The organism is Desulfofundulus salinus (assembly GCF_003627965.1).
Lineage (GTDB): Bacteria > Bacillota > Desulfotomaculia > Desulfotomaculales > Desulfovirgulaceae > Desulfofundulus > Desulfofundulus salinus.
This window is the reverse complement of record NZ_RBWE01000001.1, coordinates 789314-807941: the sequence shown is the minus strand read 5'-3', so window position 1 is coordinate 807941 and position 18628 is coordinate 789314. Positions and strand designations below refer to the sequence as shown.

The window sequence follows — 18628 nt, the reverse complement described above, 5'->3', positions numbered from 1 at the left end:
TATTCAGTGAACCCGGTGGGATGCGGCCCAGCACTCACCAAAGTATGGCTTTTGCTCCTGGTGTTTCAGGTTTAATTGACACATCTGGTTTCAGGAAGAGCCAGTATCCCAGTGAGTACTGGGTCCTTATCATAACGGCTGTACTGAATACTTACTTGAGCTTTTCCTCCACCGCTGACACTTTGCCAGCCATGGTCAATTCCTTATCCCGCCGGTCGTCAATGCGAATGGTGGTTACCACCCGGGCAATCCCCTGGCTAAAGGGCACTTCGTGCATCCGGCGGACCACCGAAAAAATGACATCCAGATCCCCTTCCATGATGGTCCCCATGGGGGTCAGCTGATAGTGAATATTCTTTTCGCTCTGCAGGACATCCACACACCGGGCTACATAGGCACTCAAACTGGTACCGGCGGTACCGATAGGTACGATGCTTACTTCCACCACGGCCATTGTTATCACCCTTTCAAGAGAAGAGATTATTCAAGGCCCAGAAAATTGATAATCAGATCCGCCACCGCTCCTGTTTCGTCAGTACCAAAACAGGGGAGCTGAGAATGGGAAACTCCATCGCCCACCAGGGCAATAAGCCGGTCCTTTCTCCCTACCAGGGCGGTGCATCCCTTGAGCGGGCAGACCTCGATCTGGGGCCAGTCCGCCTTTTTGTATCCTTCCGCCAGGACGATATCCACCGGGCCAAGCAAAGGAACGATTTGCTCCGGGGACAACTCTTCATCCACCTGGCGGATGACGGCAATTTTACGGGGAGCGGAAATGCATACCGCCCGGGCACCGGCCCGGGCATGGCGCCAGGTATCCTTCCCCGGCTTATCTATTTCAAAATCGCCATGGTGGTGCTTGATGGTTCCCACGCGGTAGCCGCGCCGTTCAAATTCCGCAATCAGCTTCTCCAGAAAAGTGGTCTTACCTGCGTTGGAAGTTCCTACGATGCATATTCCAGGCGGGCCGGACATGTTCTTCATCTCCCGGAACTACTCCCCGGTTCAAGGACTTCTATCCGGTCTCCCACCTTCACCGGCCCGCCGGCAAGAATACGCACAAAGATGCCCTCCCGGGGCATAATGCAGTCCCCGGTCAGCCGGCGGATCTCACAGGCAGAATGGCATGCCTTGCCGATCTGGGTTACCTCCCCAATGGCTTCAGGGCCGATGGCCAGCCGGGTACCCACGGGCAGACTGGTCAGATCTATCCCCTCGGTGGTAATGTTTTCGGCAAAATCACCAGGATTAACGTCCAAACCCAGTTCACGCATTTTTTGGATGCTCTCCATGGCCAGAAGGCTGACCTGGCGGTGCCAGTGCCCGGCGTGGGCATCCCCCTCCAGACCGTGATTGGCCACCAGCATACCGGTACCAATGTTCTTTTTGCGCGTGCCCTTTTCCGGGCTTGCGCACACTGCTACGATTACTCCCATTCTTCTTCTCCCTCCCGCCGGAATTCCCCGCTTTTGCCGCCTCTTTTGCTAACCAGCCGGATATTCTGGATTATCATGGCCCGGTCCACGGCCTTGCACATATCATAGATAGTCAGGGCGGCCACACTTGTGGCCGTGAGGGCCTCCATTTCCACCCCGGTCCTGCCGGTGGTCCGTACCCGGGCCTGGATCTCCACCCTGTCAGGGGGCTGCAGGCGAAAATCCACGTGCACACTGGTTAAAGGAATGGGATGGGCCAGGGGAATGAGTTCCTGCGTTTTTTTGGCGGCCATGATCCCGGCCAGCCGGGCTACCCCCAGCACATCTCCCTTGGCTGCAGTACCGCCGGCAATGATGTTTAAGGTTTCCGGGCGCATGAGCACTTCCCCCCGGGCAACCGCCTCCCGGAGGGTATCCCCTTTCCCGCTTACATCCACCATGTGAGCCTTGCCCTGGAAGTCAAAATGGTTTAAAGGCGTGCCTTCCATATATTGCTTACCAACTCCTACCCACCAATTTGAGACATGTTTTTCCGGGAGCAGGACTGCCCCTGGTTTAAATGGTGCTGGCCGGGCTTGTCCCGGACAGCCCGGGCTACCAGTTCAGCCAGTTCATCCAGGGTAGCCCCCCGGCGCAAAGGCCCTTTGAGATCAATTTCGTATTCATGAAAAAGGCACGGTCTTAAAGCGCCGGTGGCGGTCAGACGCAGGCGGTTGCACCGTCCGCAGAAATGGTCGCTCACCGCACTGATAAACCCAATGGTCCCCGCCGCCCCCGCCAGGCGGTAGTAACGTGCCGGCCCACTACCCGTCAGCTTACGCACTTCCTGCAACTGGCCCAGTTCCTCCTCAATCCACCCCCTGATTTCCGCCGTGGAAACATAGCCTTCCCTGGAAACGCCGGCAGCTGTTCCAAAGGGCATCAATTCAATGAAACGTACGTGCAGCGGCCGGTCTAATGAAAGGCGGGCCAGATCGCAAATTTCATCATCATTAAATCCGCGCACGACCACCACATTTAGCTTAACCGGATGAAGGCCCAGCTCCAGGGACCTCTCAATTCCCTGCCATACCGCTTCCAGCCGGCCTCCCCGGGTAATGTAACTGTAGCGTTCGGGTTTTAATGTATCCAGGCTGACGTTTACCCGGCGCAGACCGGCGGCCTTTAACTGGCCGGCCTGGGCGGCCAGCAGGATGCCGTTGGTGGTGAGGGCCAGGTCGTCAATTTCCGGTATGGCGGCCAGCGCCCGCACAAGACCGGTTATCCCGCGGCGTACCAAAGGCTCCCCTCCGGTAAGGCGCACTTTTTTCACTCCCACCCTTGTAGATGCCTGGACCACCCGGACAATTTCTTCCAGGGTAAGGATTTCCTTCCGGGGCACGACGGATACACCCTGGGGAGGCATGCAGTAATGGCAGCGTAAATTACAGCGGTCGGTGACCGAAACCCGCAGGTAGTTTATCTCCCTTTGATAGCGGTCTTCCATGAAAATGTGCACCTTCCTTCGGAGTAAAGCCAGTTAAGGTAATATTCTCGACAAAACGGCACTTTCCTGCCAGGTATCCTCACAAAGAAGGACAGGCAAATTATCCGGCTCTGTTTAAATTTTGTCAAATTGTCTAAACAAATCGTCCAATTTATTATACACATAACTTTCTTTTTCGGCCATATCAGGCTGCAAAAACGTTTTTTCCTGGCATTCTTTTTGCGTATGGTATTTGTACCTTCGCAAATCGTCATGTAATTTTCGTAAATTGAAATGGAGGTTTGACCATGCGTATAGAGCAGCACCCGGTTTTGGAATTCAGGCGAGGTAAAAAAATAAAGTTTACCTTTGACGGCAAAGAGTATGAAGGCTACGAAGGGGAAACTATTGCCGCGGCCCTGCACGCCGCCGGCATCCGGGTCATGCGGGAAAGCCCGGTGCTCCACCGCCCCCGGGGCCTTTTCTGTGCCATCGGCAACTGTTCCTCCTGTCTCATGATTGTAAACGGGGAACCCAACGTGCGGATATGCGTGGAAAAGCTGCGCCCGGGCATGGTGGTGGAAAGCCAGAAAGGAAAGGGAGTTATTTATGCAGCAGGAAATTAGCTTTATAGAGATTGCAGTCATTGGCGGCGGTCCGGCCGGACTCTGTGCCGCCCTGGAAGCAGCAAACGCCGGTGCCCGGGTGGTCCTTTTAGACCGCCAGGACCGGCCTGGGGGCCAGCTAATCAAGCAAACTCACCGTTTTTTCGGCTCCCGCAGCCACAGGGCCTCGGAACGGGGGATCAATATCGCTGCAGAACTCACCGGCCAGGTTATATCCCATCCCCTAATTGAAGCCCTGACCGGCGCCACCGTCTTTGGTTTCTATGAAGACGGCGTACTGGGGGTGGAACGGGAAGGGAGAGTCTTTTACCTGAAGCCTTCCCGGGTAATTGTGGCCACGGGAGCATCGGAAAAAACCCTGGCCTTCCCCAACAATGACCTGCCGGGCATTTATGGTGCCGGTGCGGTACAGACACTGGTCAATGTTTACGGCATTCTGCCCGGAAAGCGGGTCCTGATGGTCGGCGCCGGCAATATCGGGGTTATCGTCACCTACCAGCTGCTGCAGGCCGGCATGGAGGTAGCCGCCATTGTGGAGGCTGCCCCGGGAATTGGCGCCTACTGGGTTCATGCGGCCAAGGTGCGCCGGGCGGGAGTGCCCATCTATACCAGCCATACCATCAAGCGGGCCTACGGCGGGCGGGAAGTGGAAGGGGCCGTGATCTGGCAACTGGATGAACAGGGCCAACCCGTACCGGGGACGGAAAAGGACTTCGCCGTAGACACCATTTGTCTTTCCGTAGGCCTTTCACCCCTGGTGGAACTGCTGGCCCAGGCCGGCTGCAGGCTGGCCTACGTGCCCCAGTTGGGCGGGCACGTCCCTTTGCGCGATGCCAACCTCCAGACCACCGTACCGGGAGTCTACGTGGCCGGCGATGCGGCCGGGGTGGAAGAAGCTTCGGCAGCTATGATGGAAGGCGCCCTGGCCGGGCTGCATGCCGCTTACAGTTTGGGCTACGGCCGGGCCGGTTACGAAGCCCGGCGCCGGGAGTTGCAACACCAGCTGGACAGCCTGCGTTCCGGCCCCGTGGGCGAAAAGATTCGCACCGGGCTGGCCAGGGTGCTGGCCGGCTAGAGTTTGGGAGGTGAAGGTTATGCTGGCTGTGGATGGCATCCCCACCCCGGAGGACCTGGCGGCAAAGATACCCCCGCCGGAGCGGCTGGCCAAAGGGCCGGTGGTTATAGCGGAATGCTTTCAACCCATTCCCTGCGATCCCTGCAGCCACGCCTGTCCCCGCCAGGCCATCGGACCCTTTAAGGACATCAACGAAATACCGCAGGTAGACTATGACAAATGTAACGGCTGCGGCCAGTGCATCACCCGCTGCCCCGGACTGGCCCTTTTCGTCGTAGATCTAACTTATAGCGAAAAGGAGGCCCTGGTCAAGCTGCCCTATGAGTTCCTCCCCCTCCCCGCGGAAGGCCAGGAAGTGGCCGGGGTGAACCGGGTGGGGGAAAAAGTGTGCCGGGCACGGGTGGTCAAAGTGGTGGCCACGGAAAAGATGGATAAAACCGCGGTCGTCTGGCTGGCCGTACCCAAAGAGCTGGCCATGGAAGTACGGCACTTTGTTATAACACATGTTTAAAATGGGTGATATTAAACGTTCCAGGAGTGAAAGCCATGGAAGATAAAACCATTGTCTGCCGCTGCGAGGACGTGACCCTGGAGGAAATCCGGCAGGCCATTGCCGGGGGGGCCCGCACCCTGGATGAAATCAAGCGGCTGAAACGCTGCGGCATGGGCCCGTGCCAGGGGCGCAGCTGCCGGCCCCTTATTGCCGTGGAAATCGCCCGCATCACCGGACAGGACCCGGCCAACCTGGCCCTGCCCACTTTCCGCCCGCCGGTAATCCCCTTAAAGCTGGGTACCCTGGCCCGGGGAGGTGCCAGAAATGAACAGGCATGAAGTGATTATAATTGGCGGGGGCGTCACCGGCTGCTCCATTGCCTATCACCTGGCCGCCCAGGGCATGAAGGATGTCGCCGTCCTGGAAAGGGCCTACCTCACCTCTGGCGCCACGGGACGCTGCGGGGCTGGTTTCCGCCACCAGTGGGGTACAAAAACCAACTGCCTTTTGGCCAGGTACGCCATTGCCAGGCTGGAACGCCTGGCCGAAGAGCTGGACTATCCCGGAGGCGTGGAAATCAAGCAGGGGGGGTACCTGATCCTGGCCTACACCCCCAAAATGGAAGAGCAGTTCAAGAAAAACCTGACCCTGCAGAAAAGCCTGGGCATCGACGCCCGCTGGGTAACACCCCGGGAAGCCCGGGAAATAGTACCCTTTTTAAACACCGAGGGCCTTCTGGGAGCCACCTTCTGTGCCAAAGATGGCCACGCCAACCCCTTTAAGGTCACCGATGCCTATGCCCGGGCAGCCAGGCGGCTGGGGGTGAAAATCCACACCTATACGGAAGTACAGGACATCAAAATTGAAAGCTCCCTGAAAACGGTCATCACCAACCGGGGGACTTTCCAGGCTCCAGTGGTGGTCAACGCCGCAGGCGGCCACGCGGCGGAAATCGGCCGCATGGTGGGGGTAGACCTGCCCGTGGTGCCGGAAAGGCACCAGATCCTGGTGACCGAACCGGTAGAACAGGTCCTGGGGCCCATGGTGATGAGTTTCTACCACAACCTTTACTGCCAGCAAACGCCCCACGGCAGCTTTATCATGGGCCTGGGGGATCCCAACGAACCCAAGGAATACAACGTCCGTTCCAGCTGGCAGTTTCTTTCCCAGATGGCCCAAAAAGTGGTCTGGCTACTACCGGTGTTGAAAAACGTGCGGGTGGTCCGGCAGTGGGCCGGGGTGTACGACATGAGCCCCGACCGCCAGCCGGTGCTGGGCGAGGTACCCGGGGTGCCAGGGTTTTATGTTGCCGCCGGTTTTTCCGGCCACGGCTTTATGATTGCCCCCATGACCGGCCAGTTGATGGCGGAAATCATTTTAGGACTGCCCACCACCCTGCCCGTGGATATGTTCAGCCTGTCCCGTTTTACCACCGGCGAGTTGTTTGTGGAACCGTCTGTTGTCTAGGCAATTAACCAAAAGTTGCTGCCACCCCTTTACCTCCGGGATCTTGTTCCGGGGGGAAGCCAGGCCTATAATAAGGAGTGAAAAAATATGCTCATGCCCTTTGCTAACGAACCCTTAACCGATTTCACCCGGGAAGAAAACCAGAAGAAAATGAAGGAAGCCCTGCAGAAAGTCAAAAGCCGCCTGGGCAGGGAGTATCCTCTAATTATCGGGGGAGAACATGTATACACTGAAGAAAAAATCGTCTCTTACAACCCTTCCTGCCACAGTGAGGTTATCGGCCGGGTTTCCCGGGCCGACCGGGCTCTGGCCCAGCGGGCGATAGAAACGGCAGCAGAAGCTTTCTTGAGCTGGCGCCAGGTGCCCCCCGAGGCCAGGGCACGCTATCTCTTTAAGGCCGCGGCCATCATGCGCAAAAGAAAACACGAACTTTCGGCCTGGATGGTGCTGGAAGCCGGGAAAAACTGGGCCGAGGCCGACGCCGATACCGCCGAGGCCATTGATTTCCTGGAATTTTACGGCCGGGAAATGATCCGCCTGGCCCAACCCCAGCCGGTCACCCCTTATTACGGTGAGGAAAATACCCTGGAATACCTGCCTTTGGGTGTGGGGGTCATCATCCCACCCTGGAACTTCCCCCTGGCCATCCTCACCGGTACGACCGTGGGACCGGTGGTGGCCGGCAATACGGTGGTTTTAAAACCGGCCAGCAATACACCGGTAATTGCGTACATGTTCATGGAAATCATGCAGGAAGCGGGCCTGCCTCCTGGAGTAATCAACTTCTTGCCCGGCAGCGGCGGCGAAATTGGTGATTTCCTGGTGGGCCATCCCCTGGTGCATTTCATTAATTTCACCGGCTCCAGGGATGTGGGCCTGCATATTAACAGCCTGGCCGCCCGGATAGCCCCCGGCCAGAAATGGATTAAGCGGGTGGCAGCGGAAATGGGCGGCAAGGACGCCATCATCATTGACGAGGACTGCGACCTGGATGAAGCCGTAGCCGGCGTGATCACCTCAGCCTATGGCTTTTCCGGCCAGAAATGCTCCGCCTGCTCCCGGCTGATTGTGGTGGGTGACGCTTACCGGCCGGTGCTGGACAAACTGGCCGAAAGGGTGGCTCAACTTAAGACGGGGCCTGCCGAAGAATACGGTACAGACGTGGGCCCGGTCATTGACGGAGCCTCATATAATAAAATCATGGGGTATATCCAGATTGGCCGGGAGGAAGGCCGCCTGCTCGTCGGCGGCCAGGGGGACAACAGCCGGGGCTACTTTATCTGGCCCACGGTATTTGCCGACGTATCACCCCGGGCACGCATCGCCCAGGAGGAAATTTTCGGGCCGGTGCTGGCGGTCATTCAGGCTAAAACCTTCGATGAAGCCATTGCCATTGCTAACGATACGGAATACGGCCTTACCGGGGGCGTATACTCCCGCAACCGCGCCCACCTGGAAAAGGCCCGCCGGGAGTTCCATGTGGGCAACCTGTATTTCAACCGCAAGTGCACCGGTGCGCTGGTAGGAGTGCAACCCTTCGGTGGTTTCAAAATGTCCGGCACCAACTCCAAGGCGGGCGGCAGGGACTACCTGAAATTGTTCATGCAAGCTAAGTCCATCTCCGAACGTTTTTAAGCGGATGTGAGGTCCTGTGTCCAGACTGGATCAGGTAAAAGAAGACTGCCAGCGGGCAGCCGAAGCCATTGCCGCCGCCCTGGGGGTCGAGGTCGAGGTAATCGACCTCGACCTGGTGCGGGTGGCCGGTACGGGCAAAGTGCGCAACGACGTGGGCTCCCGCCTCCTGCGAGGGCTGGTGAACAAACACGTACTCAAGACCAGCCAGCCCATTTTCATCAAGGAGGCAGGCTATCACCCCATCTGCATGTCCTGCCCCCTTACGGGAAGCTGTTTTTACAAAGCTTCCATCGTTTACCCCATCATTGCGGGGCAGAACGTCATCGGCACCATCAGCCTGATTGCCTTTAGCGACGAGCAAAAAGTAACCCTGCTTACCCGCACCGAATCTTTGATGGAATTTATCGGGCGCATGGCCGACCTGATCGCAGCCAAGGTCCTGGAAACCGAGGCCATGACTGAGAAAATGATCATGGCCAGCCAGGTGAACGCGGTCATGGATGCGGTGGATGAAGGGGTCATTGCTATCAACAGCGACGGGGTGGTGACCCACTTCAACCTCTCCGCCGAACGGATGTTTAATGTACCCAAAAACGAAATTCTGCAGCAACACCTGGAAGAACATTTAGCCGGCCTGCCCCTCCTCCAGGCCCTGCGCGAACCCGGAGGCTTTACTTCCCGGGAGTGCTTTGTCCAGGCCAGGGGGCGGCGGCTGCATCTTCTGGTTACGGCCCGCCCCATAATGGGCAGCGACGGCCGGCCCGTAGGAGTGGTGGCCTCGGCCCGGGACTTCAAGGAAACCCAGAAGCTGGCCTATGAAATTATGAGCGCCCAGAAGGTCTTCACCTTTGACGACATCATCGGGGAAAGCCGGGCCATAAAGGAGCTAAAAGCGAGGGCGGCGAAAATTGCCGGTAGCCATTCTACCGTCCTGATCACCGGGGAAAGCGGTACGGGCAAGGAAATTTTTGCCCGGGCCATCCACGCCGCCAGCCCGCGGAAAAACAAGCCCTTTGTGGCCATAAACTGCGGGGCCAGCAGATGGAAAAGGAGGCCATCATCAGCGCCCTGGAACATTTCGGCTGGAACGAACAGGGCAAAACAAAAGCCGCCCAGGCGCTGGGCATAAGCCGGGCGACCATCTACCGCAAAATTGCCAAATATAACCTTCTTCCCCCCACGGCCCGGGAAGAAACTCTCACCAGGAAACGTTAATTCTTGCGTAAAGGTTTTTTCGTGTTCAAGATACCCAGGCGATTCATTTTGTAATATAGAGTACTCCGGGGTACACCCAGCAGGCGGGCGGTAACGGTGCGGTTGCCTCCCGCCTCTTTTAGTGCCTTGAGAATGATTTCCTTCTCGGTTTCTTTTGCGGCCACGGTTAAATCGGGTGGAAATTCCCGGGCAGCGGCAAAACCCAGGGCATGCTCCTGCAGGTACTTGGGGAGATCCCTTTCCGTGATCACCTCGTTTTCGGCCAATACTACCATTCGCTCCACAGTATTCTTTAATTCCCGGACATTGCCGGGCCAGGAATAGGAGAGCAGTGCCGCCACCACTCCCGGCTCCACCTTGCTGATTTCCTTGCCGTAAAGCTGGCAGTATTCCTGCAAAAAGCGGTAGAGCAATTCGGGAATATCGGAACGCCTCTCCCTCAAGGGAGGCATCTCGACGCTGATTACATTTAAACGGTAATACAGATCTTCCCTGAATTCGCCGCCGGAAACCATTTCCTCCAGCTGGCGGTTGGTGGCGGCAATAATGCGGATATTCACGCTCACGGGTCTGGACCCGCCCACCCGGTAAAACACCCTTTCCTGCAACACGCGCAAAAGCTTAACCTGCAGGTTGGGGGGCAGTTCCCCGATTTCATCCAGGAAAACCGTTCCCTCATTGGCCATTTCCAACAGACCCGGCTTGCCGCGGGGTCCGGCCCCGGTAAAGGCGCCCTGCTCATAGCCGAAAAGTTCACTTTCAAAGAGCTCCGCCGGAATGGCGCCGCAATTGACCACCACGAAGGGCTTGCCCGCCCGGTCGCTGGCCTCGTGGATGGCCCGGGCCAGAACCTCCTTCCCCGTACCGCTCTCCCCCCGGATTAGCACGGTGGCATCGGTGGGGGCGGCCCGCCGGGCCACATCCACTATAGCCTTCAGGCGGGGGTGGTGGCCGTAGAGCTTGGCAAAGGGGTCCACCCGCTTGATCTCGTTTTTCTGGATGGCTTCTTTCAGGCATTTGACCTGGTAACTCGCCCGGGACAGGGCCCGGTTAAGCTGGATTATTTCTGTGACATCCTTCTCGGCCGAAACGCCGCCTATAACCCGCCCGTCCCGCCTGATGGGCACGGAATTAATTAAAACATGGGTATCCTGGCAGGGCTGGTGGTATTCCGCGTATACCTCATGGTCTTCCCGGCATACCCGGGTAACCACCAGGTTGGTAAAAAACTCGTGGATGGAACGCCCCAGAATGTCCTGGCATTTGATGCCGTAGAGCAATTCAGCCTTGCGGTTCCAGCCGGTAACGTTCTCCTGGCTGTCAATCATGCAGATAACGTCATCGGTGACCCCCAGAACGGCAGTGAGGGCCGCCTCCGTTTCCCGGATAAAATCTACCAGGCGCTCGGCCACCCGCTCTAAAATCAGCAAGCCCGTTACCGTCCCGCTGGCATCCACAACGGCAATATTTTTCTCCCGTAAAGCCGGGATCACACTTAAAATGTGCTGGTCCAGGATTTCCTCCCCGTGGAAGGCAAATTCGGTCAGGTCATTTTCCGGAACCGGCTCGCTTAAAAAATCCCGCACCAAAAGCCTTTTTTCCAGGTACATAGGTCATTCTCCCCATCATTCACCCAGATAGGCCCTCTTGACCTCCGGTTTCTGCATCAGCTCCGCCGCCGGACCTTCCAGGGTTATTTCCCCCGTTTGCAGCACATAGGCCCTGTGGGCAATGGAGAGGGCCATGTGGGCATTTTGTTCCACCAAAAGAATGGTCGTACCCGCATTGTTAATCTCTTGAATAATGGAAAACACTTCCCGCACCAAAAGCGGTGCCAGGCCCATGGAAGGCTCATCTAACAGTAAAAGCTCCGGCCGGGACATCAGGGCGCGGCCCATGGCCAGCATCTGCTGTTCTCCGCCGCTTAAAGTACCGGCCAGCTGATTTTTGCGCTCGGCCAGGCGGGGAAAACGCTCGAATACCCGCTCCAGCCCCGCCTTCAACTCGGAGCGGCTGCGTACCACATACGCCCCCATCTCCAGGTTTTCCAGCACCGTCATGCGGCTGAATACCCGCCTGCCCTCGGGCACCTGGGTCAAACCCAGCTCCACAATTTTGTAAGGAGGCAATTTGGTGATTTCCCGGCCTTTATAAAAGATCTGACCTTTTTGGGCCCGCAAAAGTCCGGAAATGGTGCGCAGGGTGGTAGTCTTACCCGCCCCGTTGGCACCTATCAGGGCTACAATCTCCCCTTCCTCTACCGAAAAAGATATGCCCTTCAAGGCTTCAATTACCCCGTAGGCAACGCTGACCTCTTTAACCTCCAGCACCTTCACACATCCTTCCCCAGGTAGGCCTCAATTACCGCCGGATCCTGCTGTACTTCGGCGGGAGTCCCATCGGCTATCTTTCTGCCGTAATCCAGTACCGCCACCCGGTCGGCCAGGCTCATGACAAACTTCATATCGTGTTCCACCAGGAAAATGGTGATGCCCATGTCCCGGATGCGGCGGACCATCCCGGAAAGGTCCTGTTTTTCCTGCGGGTTCATCCCGGCTGCCGGCTCATCCAGCAAAATTATTTTGGGATCGGTGGCCAGGGCCCGGGCTATTTCCAGCCGCCTTTGCTCACCGTAGGAAAGATTCCTGGCCAGCTCCTCCTCCTTGGCATCCAGACCCATGAATACCAGCAACTCCCGTGCCCGCGCGGTGATACTTGATTCTTCCGCCCGCACGCGGCCAAAGGGTAAGAGGGCTCCCCATACGCCCGCCCTGCCCCGGCAATGCCGGCCGATCTGCACATTTTCCAGCACCGTCAGATTACCAAAAAGACGGATGTTTTGAAAGGTGCGGGCGATGCCCCGGGCGGTTATCTCGTGGGGGGGCAGGCCGTTTATTTTTTCCCCGCAAAAAACGATTTCACCCCCCGTGGGGCGATAGATGCCGGTGACCAGGTTGAAGATGGTACTTTTTCCCGCCCCGTTGGGGCCAATCAGGGCCCGAATTTCCCCTTCCTCTATGGACATGTCCACATCATCCACGGCACAAAGGCCGCCGAACTGGATGCTTAAATTTCTTAACTCCAGGATTGCTGCCATACATCCTCCCGCCATCAGGTCGAACAAGAGTCCGACGTTTTTTTAACTGCTCAGGGCCGCCGCCTTTTGTTTTCTGCGCCGCAACAGGCGGCGGAAGTTAACGCCACCCAGCAAGCCGTTGGGCCGGAAGATCATCATTAATACCAGAAGCAAACCGTAAATCATCATGCGGTACTCCTGGACGAAGCGCAAGAACTCGGGAGCCAGGGTGAGCACAGTCGTGCCAACAATGGTCCCCGGGATGCTTCCCAGACCGCCCAGCACCACGAAGTTCAAAATTTCAAAGGATTTCAAAAAACCAAAGTCGTTGGGATTCAAGTATTGCAGCATGTGGGCATAAAAGCCCCCGCTGATCCCGGCCAGGAAACAACCGATGCCGAAAGCCTGTATCTTGTACCTCATGGCGTTAATGCCCATGGCCTCGGCGGCAATCTCATCCTCCCGTATGGCCTTCAAAGCGCGGCCAAAGCGGGAATTCTCCAGCAAAACCACGGCCGCCACGGCCAGGATGACAAAAATGGTTACATTTATCAAGTTGGATGCTCGGGGAATGGCCGCCAGCCCAATGGCTCCCCCGGTTATTTTCATATTTGTAAAGGCCACCCGCACAATCTCCCCGAAGCCCAGGGTGGCAATACCCAGGTAGTCACCGGTGAGTTTGAGTACGGGAATACCCAGCAATACACCAAATAAAGCCGCCATCAATCCGCCCAGGATAAGACTTGCTAGAAAAGGGACATGAAAATCTCTGGTTAAAATTGCCGCCGTATAGGCCCCAATGCTTAAGAAAGCAGCATGTCCAAAGGTAAGCTGACCGCACAAACCGGTAATCAGGTTCAGACCTAAAGCCGCAATGATATAAATGCCCACCAGCATGAGCACCTGCTGGTAATAGGGGTCAATTACACTGGCTAGCCACTGTGACATAATTTCTACACCTTCCTCTGGATGGGTCGCCCCAAAAGACCGGTGGGCCTGACCAGCAAAATGATGATCAGCAGGGTAAAGGCGATGGCATCTTTATAGGTTGAAAAGCCTGCGGCCACGCCAAAAACCTCGGCCAGACCCAGGAGCAGGCCGCCCAGCATGGCGCCGGGAATATTGCCGATACCACCCAGCACCGCCGCCACAAAGGCTTTTAGACCGGCAGTTACACCCATATAGGGAGATACGGAGTTAAAATAAATCCCTACCAGCACTCCACCCGCCGCGGCCAGGGCAGACCCGATGGCAAAGGTGAAGGAAATCACCCGGTTGATGTTGATGCCCATCAGGCTGGCCGTATCGTAATCCTCGGAGGCCGCCCGCATGGCCTTGCCGATTTTAGTGTACTTGACGATAAACTGCAATCCCACCATCAGGGCTACAGAAACCAGTAAAATAACCAGCTGGATGCTGGAAAACTCCAGGGTGCCCACCCGCAGGGTCACATTTTTCAATACGGGAGGGAACCCGGTGGGCTGCGGTCCTTTGAGGACGGTCATAAAGGTTTCCAGAAAGATGGATACTCCAATGGTGGTAATGAGGAGATTCAAACGGGGAGCACGGCGCAAAGGACGATAGGCTACCCGCTCGATGGTCATCCCCAGGACCACACAGGCGAGCATGGCGGTGGCCAGGGTGAGGAAAAAATTCTGGTGAAAGAGGGCTACCGCCGCCACCCCAATAAAGGCGCCGATCATGTAGATGTCGCCGTGGGCAAAGTTAATCAACTGGATGATGCCGTAAACCATGGTATAACCCAGGGCAATTAAGGCGTAGGTGGCCCCCAGGGTGAGGCCGTTAATAATTTGTTGCAGTAACATGGCTCCCTCCACAAAATAAATTTCTGGTGGAACCGGGCAAGTTCGACCCGGTTCCACCGTAAACTGGAAAAAGGATCATGCTTTGGGTACCTCGGTGGGCAGAGCTTCCTTGATGCTGAACTGCTGGTTCTTCACTTCCAGCAAGTACACCGGGCTCTTGACGGGCTCCCGGTTGGGCAGGAAGGTCAACGTACCGGAAACACCCGGATAATCCCTGGTCTTTGCTAAAGCATCTTTAAATTTAGAAGGATCGGTACTGTTGGCTTCCTTCATGGCCCTGGCCAGCAACATCACTGCATCGTAACCCTGGGCGGAGAACATATCGGGCAGCTTGTTGTCATTGGCCGCCTGGTATTTCTTGATGAACTCCCTGGTCTGGGGAGCGGCATTGGCAGGGTCGGCGGCAAAACCGGTGTACACCATGCTGCCCTCAACCGCATCGCCGCCCAACTTCCAGAGCACCGGGGAAAGCAGACCGTCGCCACCGGCCATCTTCAGGTCCAGGCCCTGCTTGCGCACTTCTTTCATAAACAGGCCGCCCTCGGTGTAATAGCCGGTAAAGATAATCCCGTCGGGCCTGGCCTGCTTGATCCGGGTCACCTGGGCGCTGAAATCCTGGTCCCCGTCCTGGATGCTCTCTCTATCGACTATTTGGGCGTTATGCTTGGCCAGCGCCTCTTCAAAGATTTTGGTCAGGCCCACGCTGTAGTCGTTGTTGGTGGAAGTAACGATGGCCACTTTCTTCCACCCCAGCTTGTTGACCAGATAATCGGTTACCGCCGGAGCAGCCACGGCATCCAAAAGGGTATCCCGGAAAATATAATCGCCCAACTCCACCACGCCTGGACCCACTGCGCCGGCAGAAAGGAGAACTACTTTATTTTGCTGGCAGATGGGTGCCGCCAGCTTGGTCTTGCCGGTAGTGGGGTCACCTACAATGGCCACCACCCGGTCCTTGCTGATCATCTTCTGCACCACGGCGGCAGCCTCAGTTTGCTTGCTGCCGTGGTCCGACTCCACGATTTCAATCTTTTTGCCCAGCACGCCGCCTTCTTTATTTAAGTCCTCGGCGGCCATTTTCATGCCTTTTAAGGTTTCTATGCCGTAACTGGCTTCGTTTCCGGTCAAAGCGCCCATGAAACCAATCTTAATGGTATCACCCGACGCCCCGCCTTTATTTTCGTCGCCCGAGGTGCCCGTTTTACCACCACACCCGGCCACCAGGGCGATCACGAGCAACATACTTAATAATACCAGGGCTACTTTATACTTTTTCAACTGTCCTCCTCCTTTTTCATTTACTCTCCAAAACCCTTCCGCCTGCCCCCATTAACTCGCCATGTACCCCCTGTAGCACTTTCACCCCCATTTTCTGAAAATTCCTTGTATAAAAGCATTTCGACTTCAAGGGGGCAAATCCTTTTCAAAAAATCGACAAAGAAGAAAAATTTTTTTGTCCGCATTTTTAGACACATTGGCCCTTGTCAAAAACAAAAAAGATCCAGCAACCCCCCTTTAGTTAGAAGGCTTTTCGGATCTTTCCCCGATCCACCCGACCGGGCGTCGTTGCCCGACCCTCAGAAAACAATTTTTCCTTGTTTTCCCCATTTTACAGTTGCCAAAAGCCAGGTGTCAATCTTTTTATTCACCGAGCTATTTGCGTTGTAAACATTTTTGCCCTCTGGGAGGCTAACGCCCATACCAGACATGGACGTTTTCCAAGGCATCGTGCCGGGGTAAAATATTTTTGCCACTGCCCTAAAACGGCCTATTCATCTCTACTTCCGAACATCGCAATTGGCTCTCACCAATCAACGATTTCGTCACCTGTTTAAAAAACTATACAAACATCAACACCTCGCGCGGGGAGTTGTTTAACTGGCCCGCAGGCCGGCGGCATGTTTAAAGGCTACGTAACCGGCAGGAATTCCACCTTTTTAAAACGAATAGTTATTTACCGAGCCTACAGAAAGGAAGAAGTCCATATGTCTGCACAGGAACCAAAGAAAAACCGTATCATCGTCACCGTCCTGGGACCTGACCGGGTGGGCATTATCGCCGGGGTGGCCCAGGTGCTGGCCGAAAACAACATCAATATCCTGGACATCAGCCAGACCATATTGCAGGAATTCCTGGCCATGATCATGATTGCCGACATGGAAAAAAGCCGCATCAACCTGAGCACTTTAAAAGAACGCCTGGCGGCAAAAGGGTCCGAACTGGGGGTGCGCATCGACGCCCAGCACGAGGACGCCTTCCGCTTTATGCACAGGATTTAGCCTGAAAGGGCTTTTTTAACGCATAACACTGAAAAATGACGGTGCGCTGTTCTTCGCGCACTCCAGTGCTCCGCGCCGACAGCACCACGGCTTGCTGCGGGCCGCCCAGCACTCACTAAATAAGTTATACTGCGAAGACCAAATCTTCTATTGCCCGTGTATTAGCCTTGGAATGAGCATTTTTGCCGGTGAGTGCTGGGTTGCCTGGTGCTGTTACCGGCGCTGCGCAAGTTGTTTGCTCAGAATCAGCGCACCGTCCCTGCGCAAATGCTTTTGATAATTGAATAAGTAAAAAACGAAGGAGAAACAAATACCATGCTTACCCTGGCAGAAATCATGGAAACCATCAAGATGGTCCAGGAGGAGAACCTGGACATTCGCACCATTACCATGGGTATCAGCCTGCGGGACTGCGCGGACCCGGATCCTAAGACGGCATGCCGGAAAATTTACGATAAAATCACCCGCCTGGCCAGCAGGCTGGTTGCGGTCGGAGAAGAAATCAGCCGGGAATACGGCATTCCCATCGTACACAAACGGATCTCCGTTACCCCCATTTCCCTGATTGCCGAATGCAGCCGTCAGGAAGATTATGTGGAATACGCCCTTACCCTGGATGCCGCCGCGGCCGCCGTGGGGGTAAACTTTATCGGCGGCTTTTCCGCCCTGGTACACAAAGGCTTTACCGGCGGGGACCGGGCATTGATCACTTCCATCCCCGCCGCCCTGGCCGGGACCGAAAGGGTCTGCGCCTCGGTAAACGTGGCCACCACCAGGGCGGGCATTAATATGGACGCCGTTTACCTGATGGGCCGGGTGATTAAAGAAACCGCCGCGCGTACGGCGGAACAGGACGGTTTGGGCTGCGCCAAACTGGTGGTTTTCAGCAATGTCCCCGAGGACAACCCCTTTATGGCCGGCGCCTTTCATGGAATCGGGGAACCCGAATGTACCATCAATGTAGGAGTATCCGGACCGGGAGTGGTCAAAAACGCCGTCGCCCGGGTGGGCAATGCAGATTTCGGCACATTGGCAGAAACGGTGAAAAAGACGGCATTTAAAATTACCCGGATGGGGGAGCTGGTTGGCCGGCTGGCGGCAGAACGGCTGGGCGTGCCTTTTGGCATCGTGGACCTGTCCCTGGCCCCCACCCCGGCAGTGGGAGACAGCGTAGCGGAGATCCTGGAAGCCATGGGCCTGGAACGTTGCGGCACCCACGGCACCACCGCCGCCCTGGCCCTGTTAAACGATGCGGTTAAAAAAGGAGGGGCCATGGCCTCTTCCTACGTAGGCGGGTTATCGGGAGCCTTTATCCCGGTTAGCGAAGACGCGGGGATGATCCGGGCTGTGGAGGAAGGAGCCCTTTCCCTGGACAAGCTGGAGGCCATGACCTGCGTCTGTTCGGTGGGCCTGGACATGATTGCCGTCCCCGGGGATACCAGTGCGGAAACCATCGCCGCCATTATTGCCGACGAGGTGGCCATTGGTGTGATCAACAATAAAACTACCGCCGTCAGAATCATTCCCGCCCCGGGCAAAAAGGTGGGGGATAAAGTCACCTTTGGCGGGCTTTTGGGAGAAGCGCCCGTAATGGCGGTGCATCCCTTTTCCGCGAACAACTTTGTGCGCCGGGGAGGCCGCATCCCAGCCCCCATCCAGAGCCTGACCAATTAAACCGGGGCCTCCGGGCTTGTCCCGGAAGAAGTTCACGACTTTTGTTTGAGCAGATAACGGTAAGCCCCCAGGGCAGCTTTGGCCCCTTCCCCGGCGGCAACGATAATCTGTTTTTCCGGAATGTTGCTTACATCCCCGGCTGCAAAGGCACCGGGTACAGAGGTGCCGCAGCTGCAGTCGACTTCGATTTCCCCTTTCTCGTTCAGCTCCAGCAAACCTTCCACAAAGTCCGTGCTGGGTACGGTGCCAGTTTCGATAAATACCCCCTGCACGGGTATTTTTTTCGTAAGCGTAAAATAAACCCCACCTTGCAATCAGGTGGGGACATAATCTGGCTTATTTATTAACCCTGCACACAGGG

The 18628-nt window shown here is 56.4% G+C and carries 21 protein-coding genes and 1 pseudogene; 10 read left to right on the top strand and 12 right to left on the bottom strand.

Annotation, left to right across the window (positions count from 1 at the left end; translation table 11 throughout):
* Positions 1-151: 151 nt before the first annotated feature.
* Genes D7024_RS04110 through moaA form a run of 5 tightly spaced genes read right to left on the bottom strand, consistent with a single transcriptional unit; the run spans position 152 to position 2922 of the window.
* Entirely contained in the window at positions 152-454 is a 303-nt protein-coding gene (locus D7024_RS04110) for an MTH1187 family thiamine-binding protein (protein ID WP_121450649.1), read from the bottom strand.
* 26 nt (positions 455-480) lie between these two features.
* Entirely contained in the window at positions 481-975 is a 495-nt protein-coding gene (gene mobB / locus D7024_RS04105; RefSeq protein ID WP_121452454.1) for a molybdopterin-guanine dinucleotide biosynthesis protein B, read from the bottom strand.
* Between the two features lie 5 nt (positions 976-980).
* The gene (locus D7024_RS04100; RefSeq protein ID WP_121450648.1) at positions 981-1436 is read right to left on the bottom strand and encodes an MOSC domain-containing protein; all 456 of its coding nucleotides are present in this window, start codon (positions 1434-1436) and stop codon (positions 981-983) included.
* Entirely contained in the window at positions 1427-1924 is a 498-nt protein-coding gene (gene moaC / locus D7024_RS04095; RefSeq protein ID WP_121450647.1) for a cyclic pyranopterin monophosphate synthase MoaC, read from the bottom strand. The genes D7024_RS04100 and moaC overlap by 10 nt, the downstream gene beginning before the upstream one ends.
* 17 nt (positions 1925-1941) lie before the next feature.
* Entirely contained in the window at positions 1942-2922 is a 981-nt protein-coding gene (gene moaA, locus D7024_RS04090) for a GTP 3',8-cyclase MoaA (RefSeq protein ID WP_121450646.1), read from the bottom strand.
* Positions 2923-3209: 287 nt separating this feature from the next.
* Between moaA and D7024_RS04085 the strand changes: the two genes are divergently transcribed.
* From D7024_RS04085 to D7024_RS15550, 8 genes and pseudogenes are all read left to right on the top strand, one after another.
* Positions 3210-3527 (top strand): (2Fe-2S)-binding protein, encoded by a 318-nt coding sequence (locus tag D7024_RS04085; protein WP_121450645.1) that lies wholly within the window; start codon positions 3210-3212, stop codon positions 3525-3527.
* Positions 3511-4602 carry an NAD(P)/FAD-dependent oxidoreductase gene (locus tag D7024_RS04080; RefSeq protein WP_435374054.1) on the top strand — a complete coding sequence of 364 codons (1092 nt, stop codon included), beginning with the start codon at positions 3511-3513 and terminating at the stop codon, positions 4600-4602. Before D7024_RS04085 ends, D7024_RS04080 begins: the two co-directional genes overlap by 17 nt.
* 19 nt (positions 4603-4621) lie before the next feature.
* Complete coding sequence (locus D7024_RS04075) at positions 4622-5113, top strand: 4Fe-4S dicluster domain-containing protein (protein ID WP_121450644.1); 492 nt, start codon at positions 4622-4624, stop codon at positions 5111-5113.
* Positions 5114-5148: 35 nt separating this feature from the next.
* Entirely contained in the window at positions 5149-5433 is a 285-nt protein-coding gene (locus tag D7024_RS04070; protein WP_121450643.1) for a (2Fe-2S)-binding protein, read from the top strand.
* A complete protein-coding gene (locus D7024_RS04065; RefSeq protein WP_121450642.1) occupies positions 5420-6562 on the top strand; it encodes an NAD(P)/FAD-dependent oxidoreductase in 1143 nt (380 codons plus the stop codon). The genes D7024_RS04070 and D7024_RS04065 overlap by 14 nt, the downstream gene beginning before the upstream one ends.
* Positions 6563-6649: 87 nt before the next feature.
* The gene (pruA, locus tag D7024_RS04060) at positions 6650-8197 is read left to right on the top strand and encodes an L-glutamate gamma-semialdehyde dehydrogenase (protein ID WP_121450641.1); all 1548 of its coding nucleotides are present in this window, start codon (positions 6650-6652) and stop codon (positions 8195-8197) included.
* A 16-nt stretch (positions 8198-8213) separates the two neighbouring features.
* Positions 8214-9233, top strand: a pseudogene (locus D7024_RS15335) (sigma 54-interacting transcriptional regulator); the annotation flags it as partial.
* Between the two features lie 5 nt (positions 9234-9238).
* On the top strand, positions 9239-9412 hold the full coding sequence (locus D7024_RS15550) for a helix-turn-helix domain-containing protein (protein ID WP_121450639.1): 174 nt from the start codon (positions 9239-9241) through the stop codon (positions 9410-9412).
* Here D7024_RS15550 and D7024_RS04045 read toward each other — a convergent pair.
* The 6 genes from D7024_RS04045 to D7024_RS04020 form a co-directional block, all read right to left on the bottom strand.
* Positions 9409-11022, bottom strand: a complete 1614-nt coding sequence (locus tag D7024_RS04045; RefSeq protein WP_121450638.1) for a sigma-54 interaction domain-containing protein — start codon at positions 11020-11022, stop codon at positions 9409-9411. The genes D7024_RS15550 and D7024_RS04045 overlap by 4 nt on opposite strands.
* Positions 11023-11037: 15 nt before the next feature.
* Positions 11038-11748 carry an ABC transporter ATP-binding protein gene (locus tag D7024_RS04040; RefSeq protein ID WP_121450637.1) on the bottom strand — a complete coding sequence of 237 codons (711 nt, stop codon included), beginning with the start codon at positions 11746-11748 and terminating at the stop codon, positions 11038-11040.
* Positions 11745-12509 carry an ABC transporter ATP-binding protein gene (locus tag D7024_RS04035; RefSeq protein ID WP_121450636.1) on the bottom strand — a complete coding sequence of 255 codons (765 nt, stop codon included), beginning with the start codon at positions 12507-12509 and terminating at the stop codon, positions 11745-11747. The genes D7024_RS04040 and D7024_RS04035 overlap by 4 nt, the downstream gene beginning before the upstream one ends.
* Positions 12510-12551: 42 nt before the next feature.
* Positions 12552-13436 (bottom strand): branched-chain amino acid ABC transporter permease, encoded by an 885-nt coding sequence (locus D7024_RS04030; RefSeq protein ID WP_121450635.1) that lies wholly within the window; start codon positions 13434-13436, stop codon positions 12552-12554.
* 5 nt (positions 13437-13441) lie between these two features.
* Positions 13442-14314 carry a branched-chain amino acid ABC transporter permease gene (locus tag D7024_RS04025; protein WP_121450634.1) on the bottom strand — a complete coding sequence of 291 codons (873 nt, stop codon included), beginning with the start codon at positions 14312-14314 and terminating at the stop codon, positions 13442-13444.
* Positions 14315-14389: 75 nt separating this feature from the next.
* Complete coding sequence (locus D7024_RS04020; RefSeq protein ID WP_121450633.1) at positions 14390-15592, bottom strand: ABC transporter substrate-binding protein; 1203 nt, start codon at positions 15590-15592, stop codon at positions 14390-14392.
* Positions 15593-16299: 707 nt separating this feature from the next.
* Here D7024_RS04020 and D7024_RS04015 point away from each other — a divergent pair.
* Together D7024_RS04015 and D7024_RS04010 are read left to right on the top strand one after the other, a co-directional pair.
* Positions 16300-16593, top strand: a complete 294-nt coding sequence (locus tag D7024_RS04015) for an ACT domain-containing protein (protein ID WP_121452452.1) — start codon at positions 16300-16302, stop codon at positions 16591-16593.
* Positions 16594-16908: 315 nt separating this feature from the next.
* Positions 16909-18267 carry a PFL family protein gene (locus D7024_RS04010; RefSeq protein ID WP_121450632.1) on the top strand — a complete coding sequence of 453 codons (1359 nt, stop codon included), beginning with the start codon at positions 16909-16911 and terminating at the stop codon, positions 18265-18267.
* A gap of 32 nt (positions 18268-18299) precedes the next feature.
* Here the strand turns inward: D7024_RS04010 and D7024_RS04005 are convergent, their stop codons facing one another.
* A complete protein-coding gene (locus tag D7024_RS04005; RefSeq protein ID WP_243113688.1) occupies positions 18300-18539 on the bottom strand; it encodes an FAD-dependent oxidoreductase in 240 nt (79 codons plus the stop codon).
* Between the last annotated feature and the right edge of the window lie 89 nt (positions 18540-18628).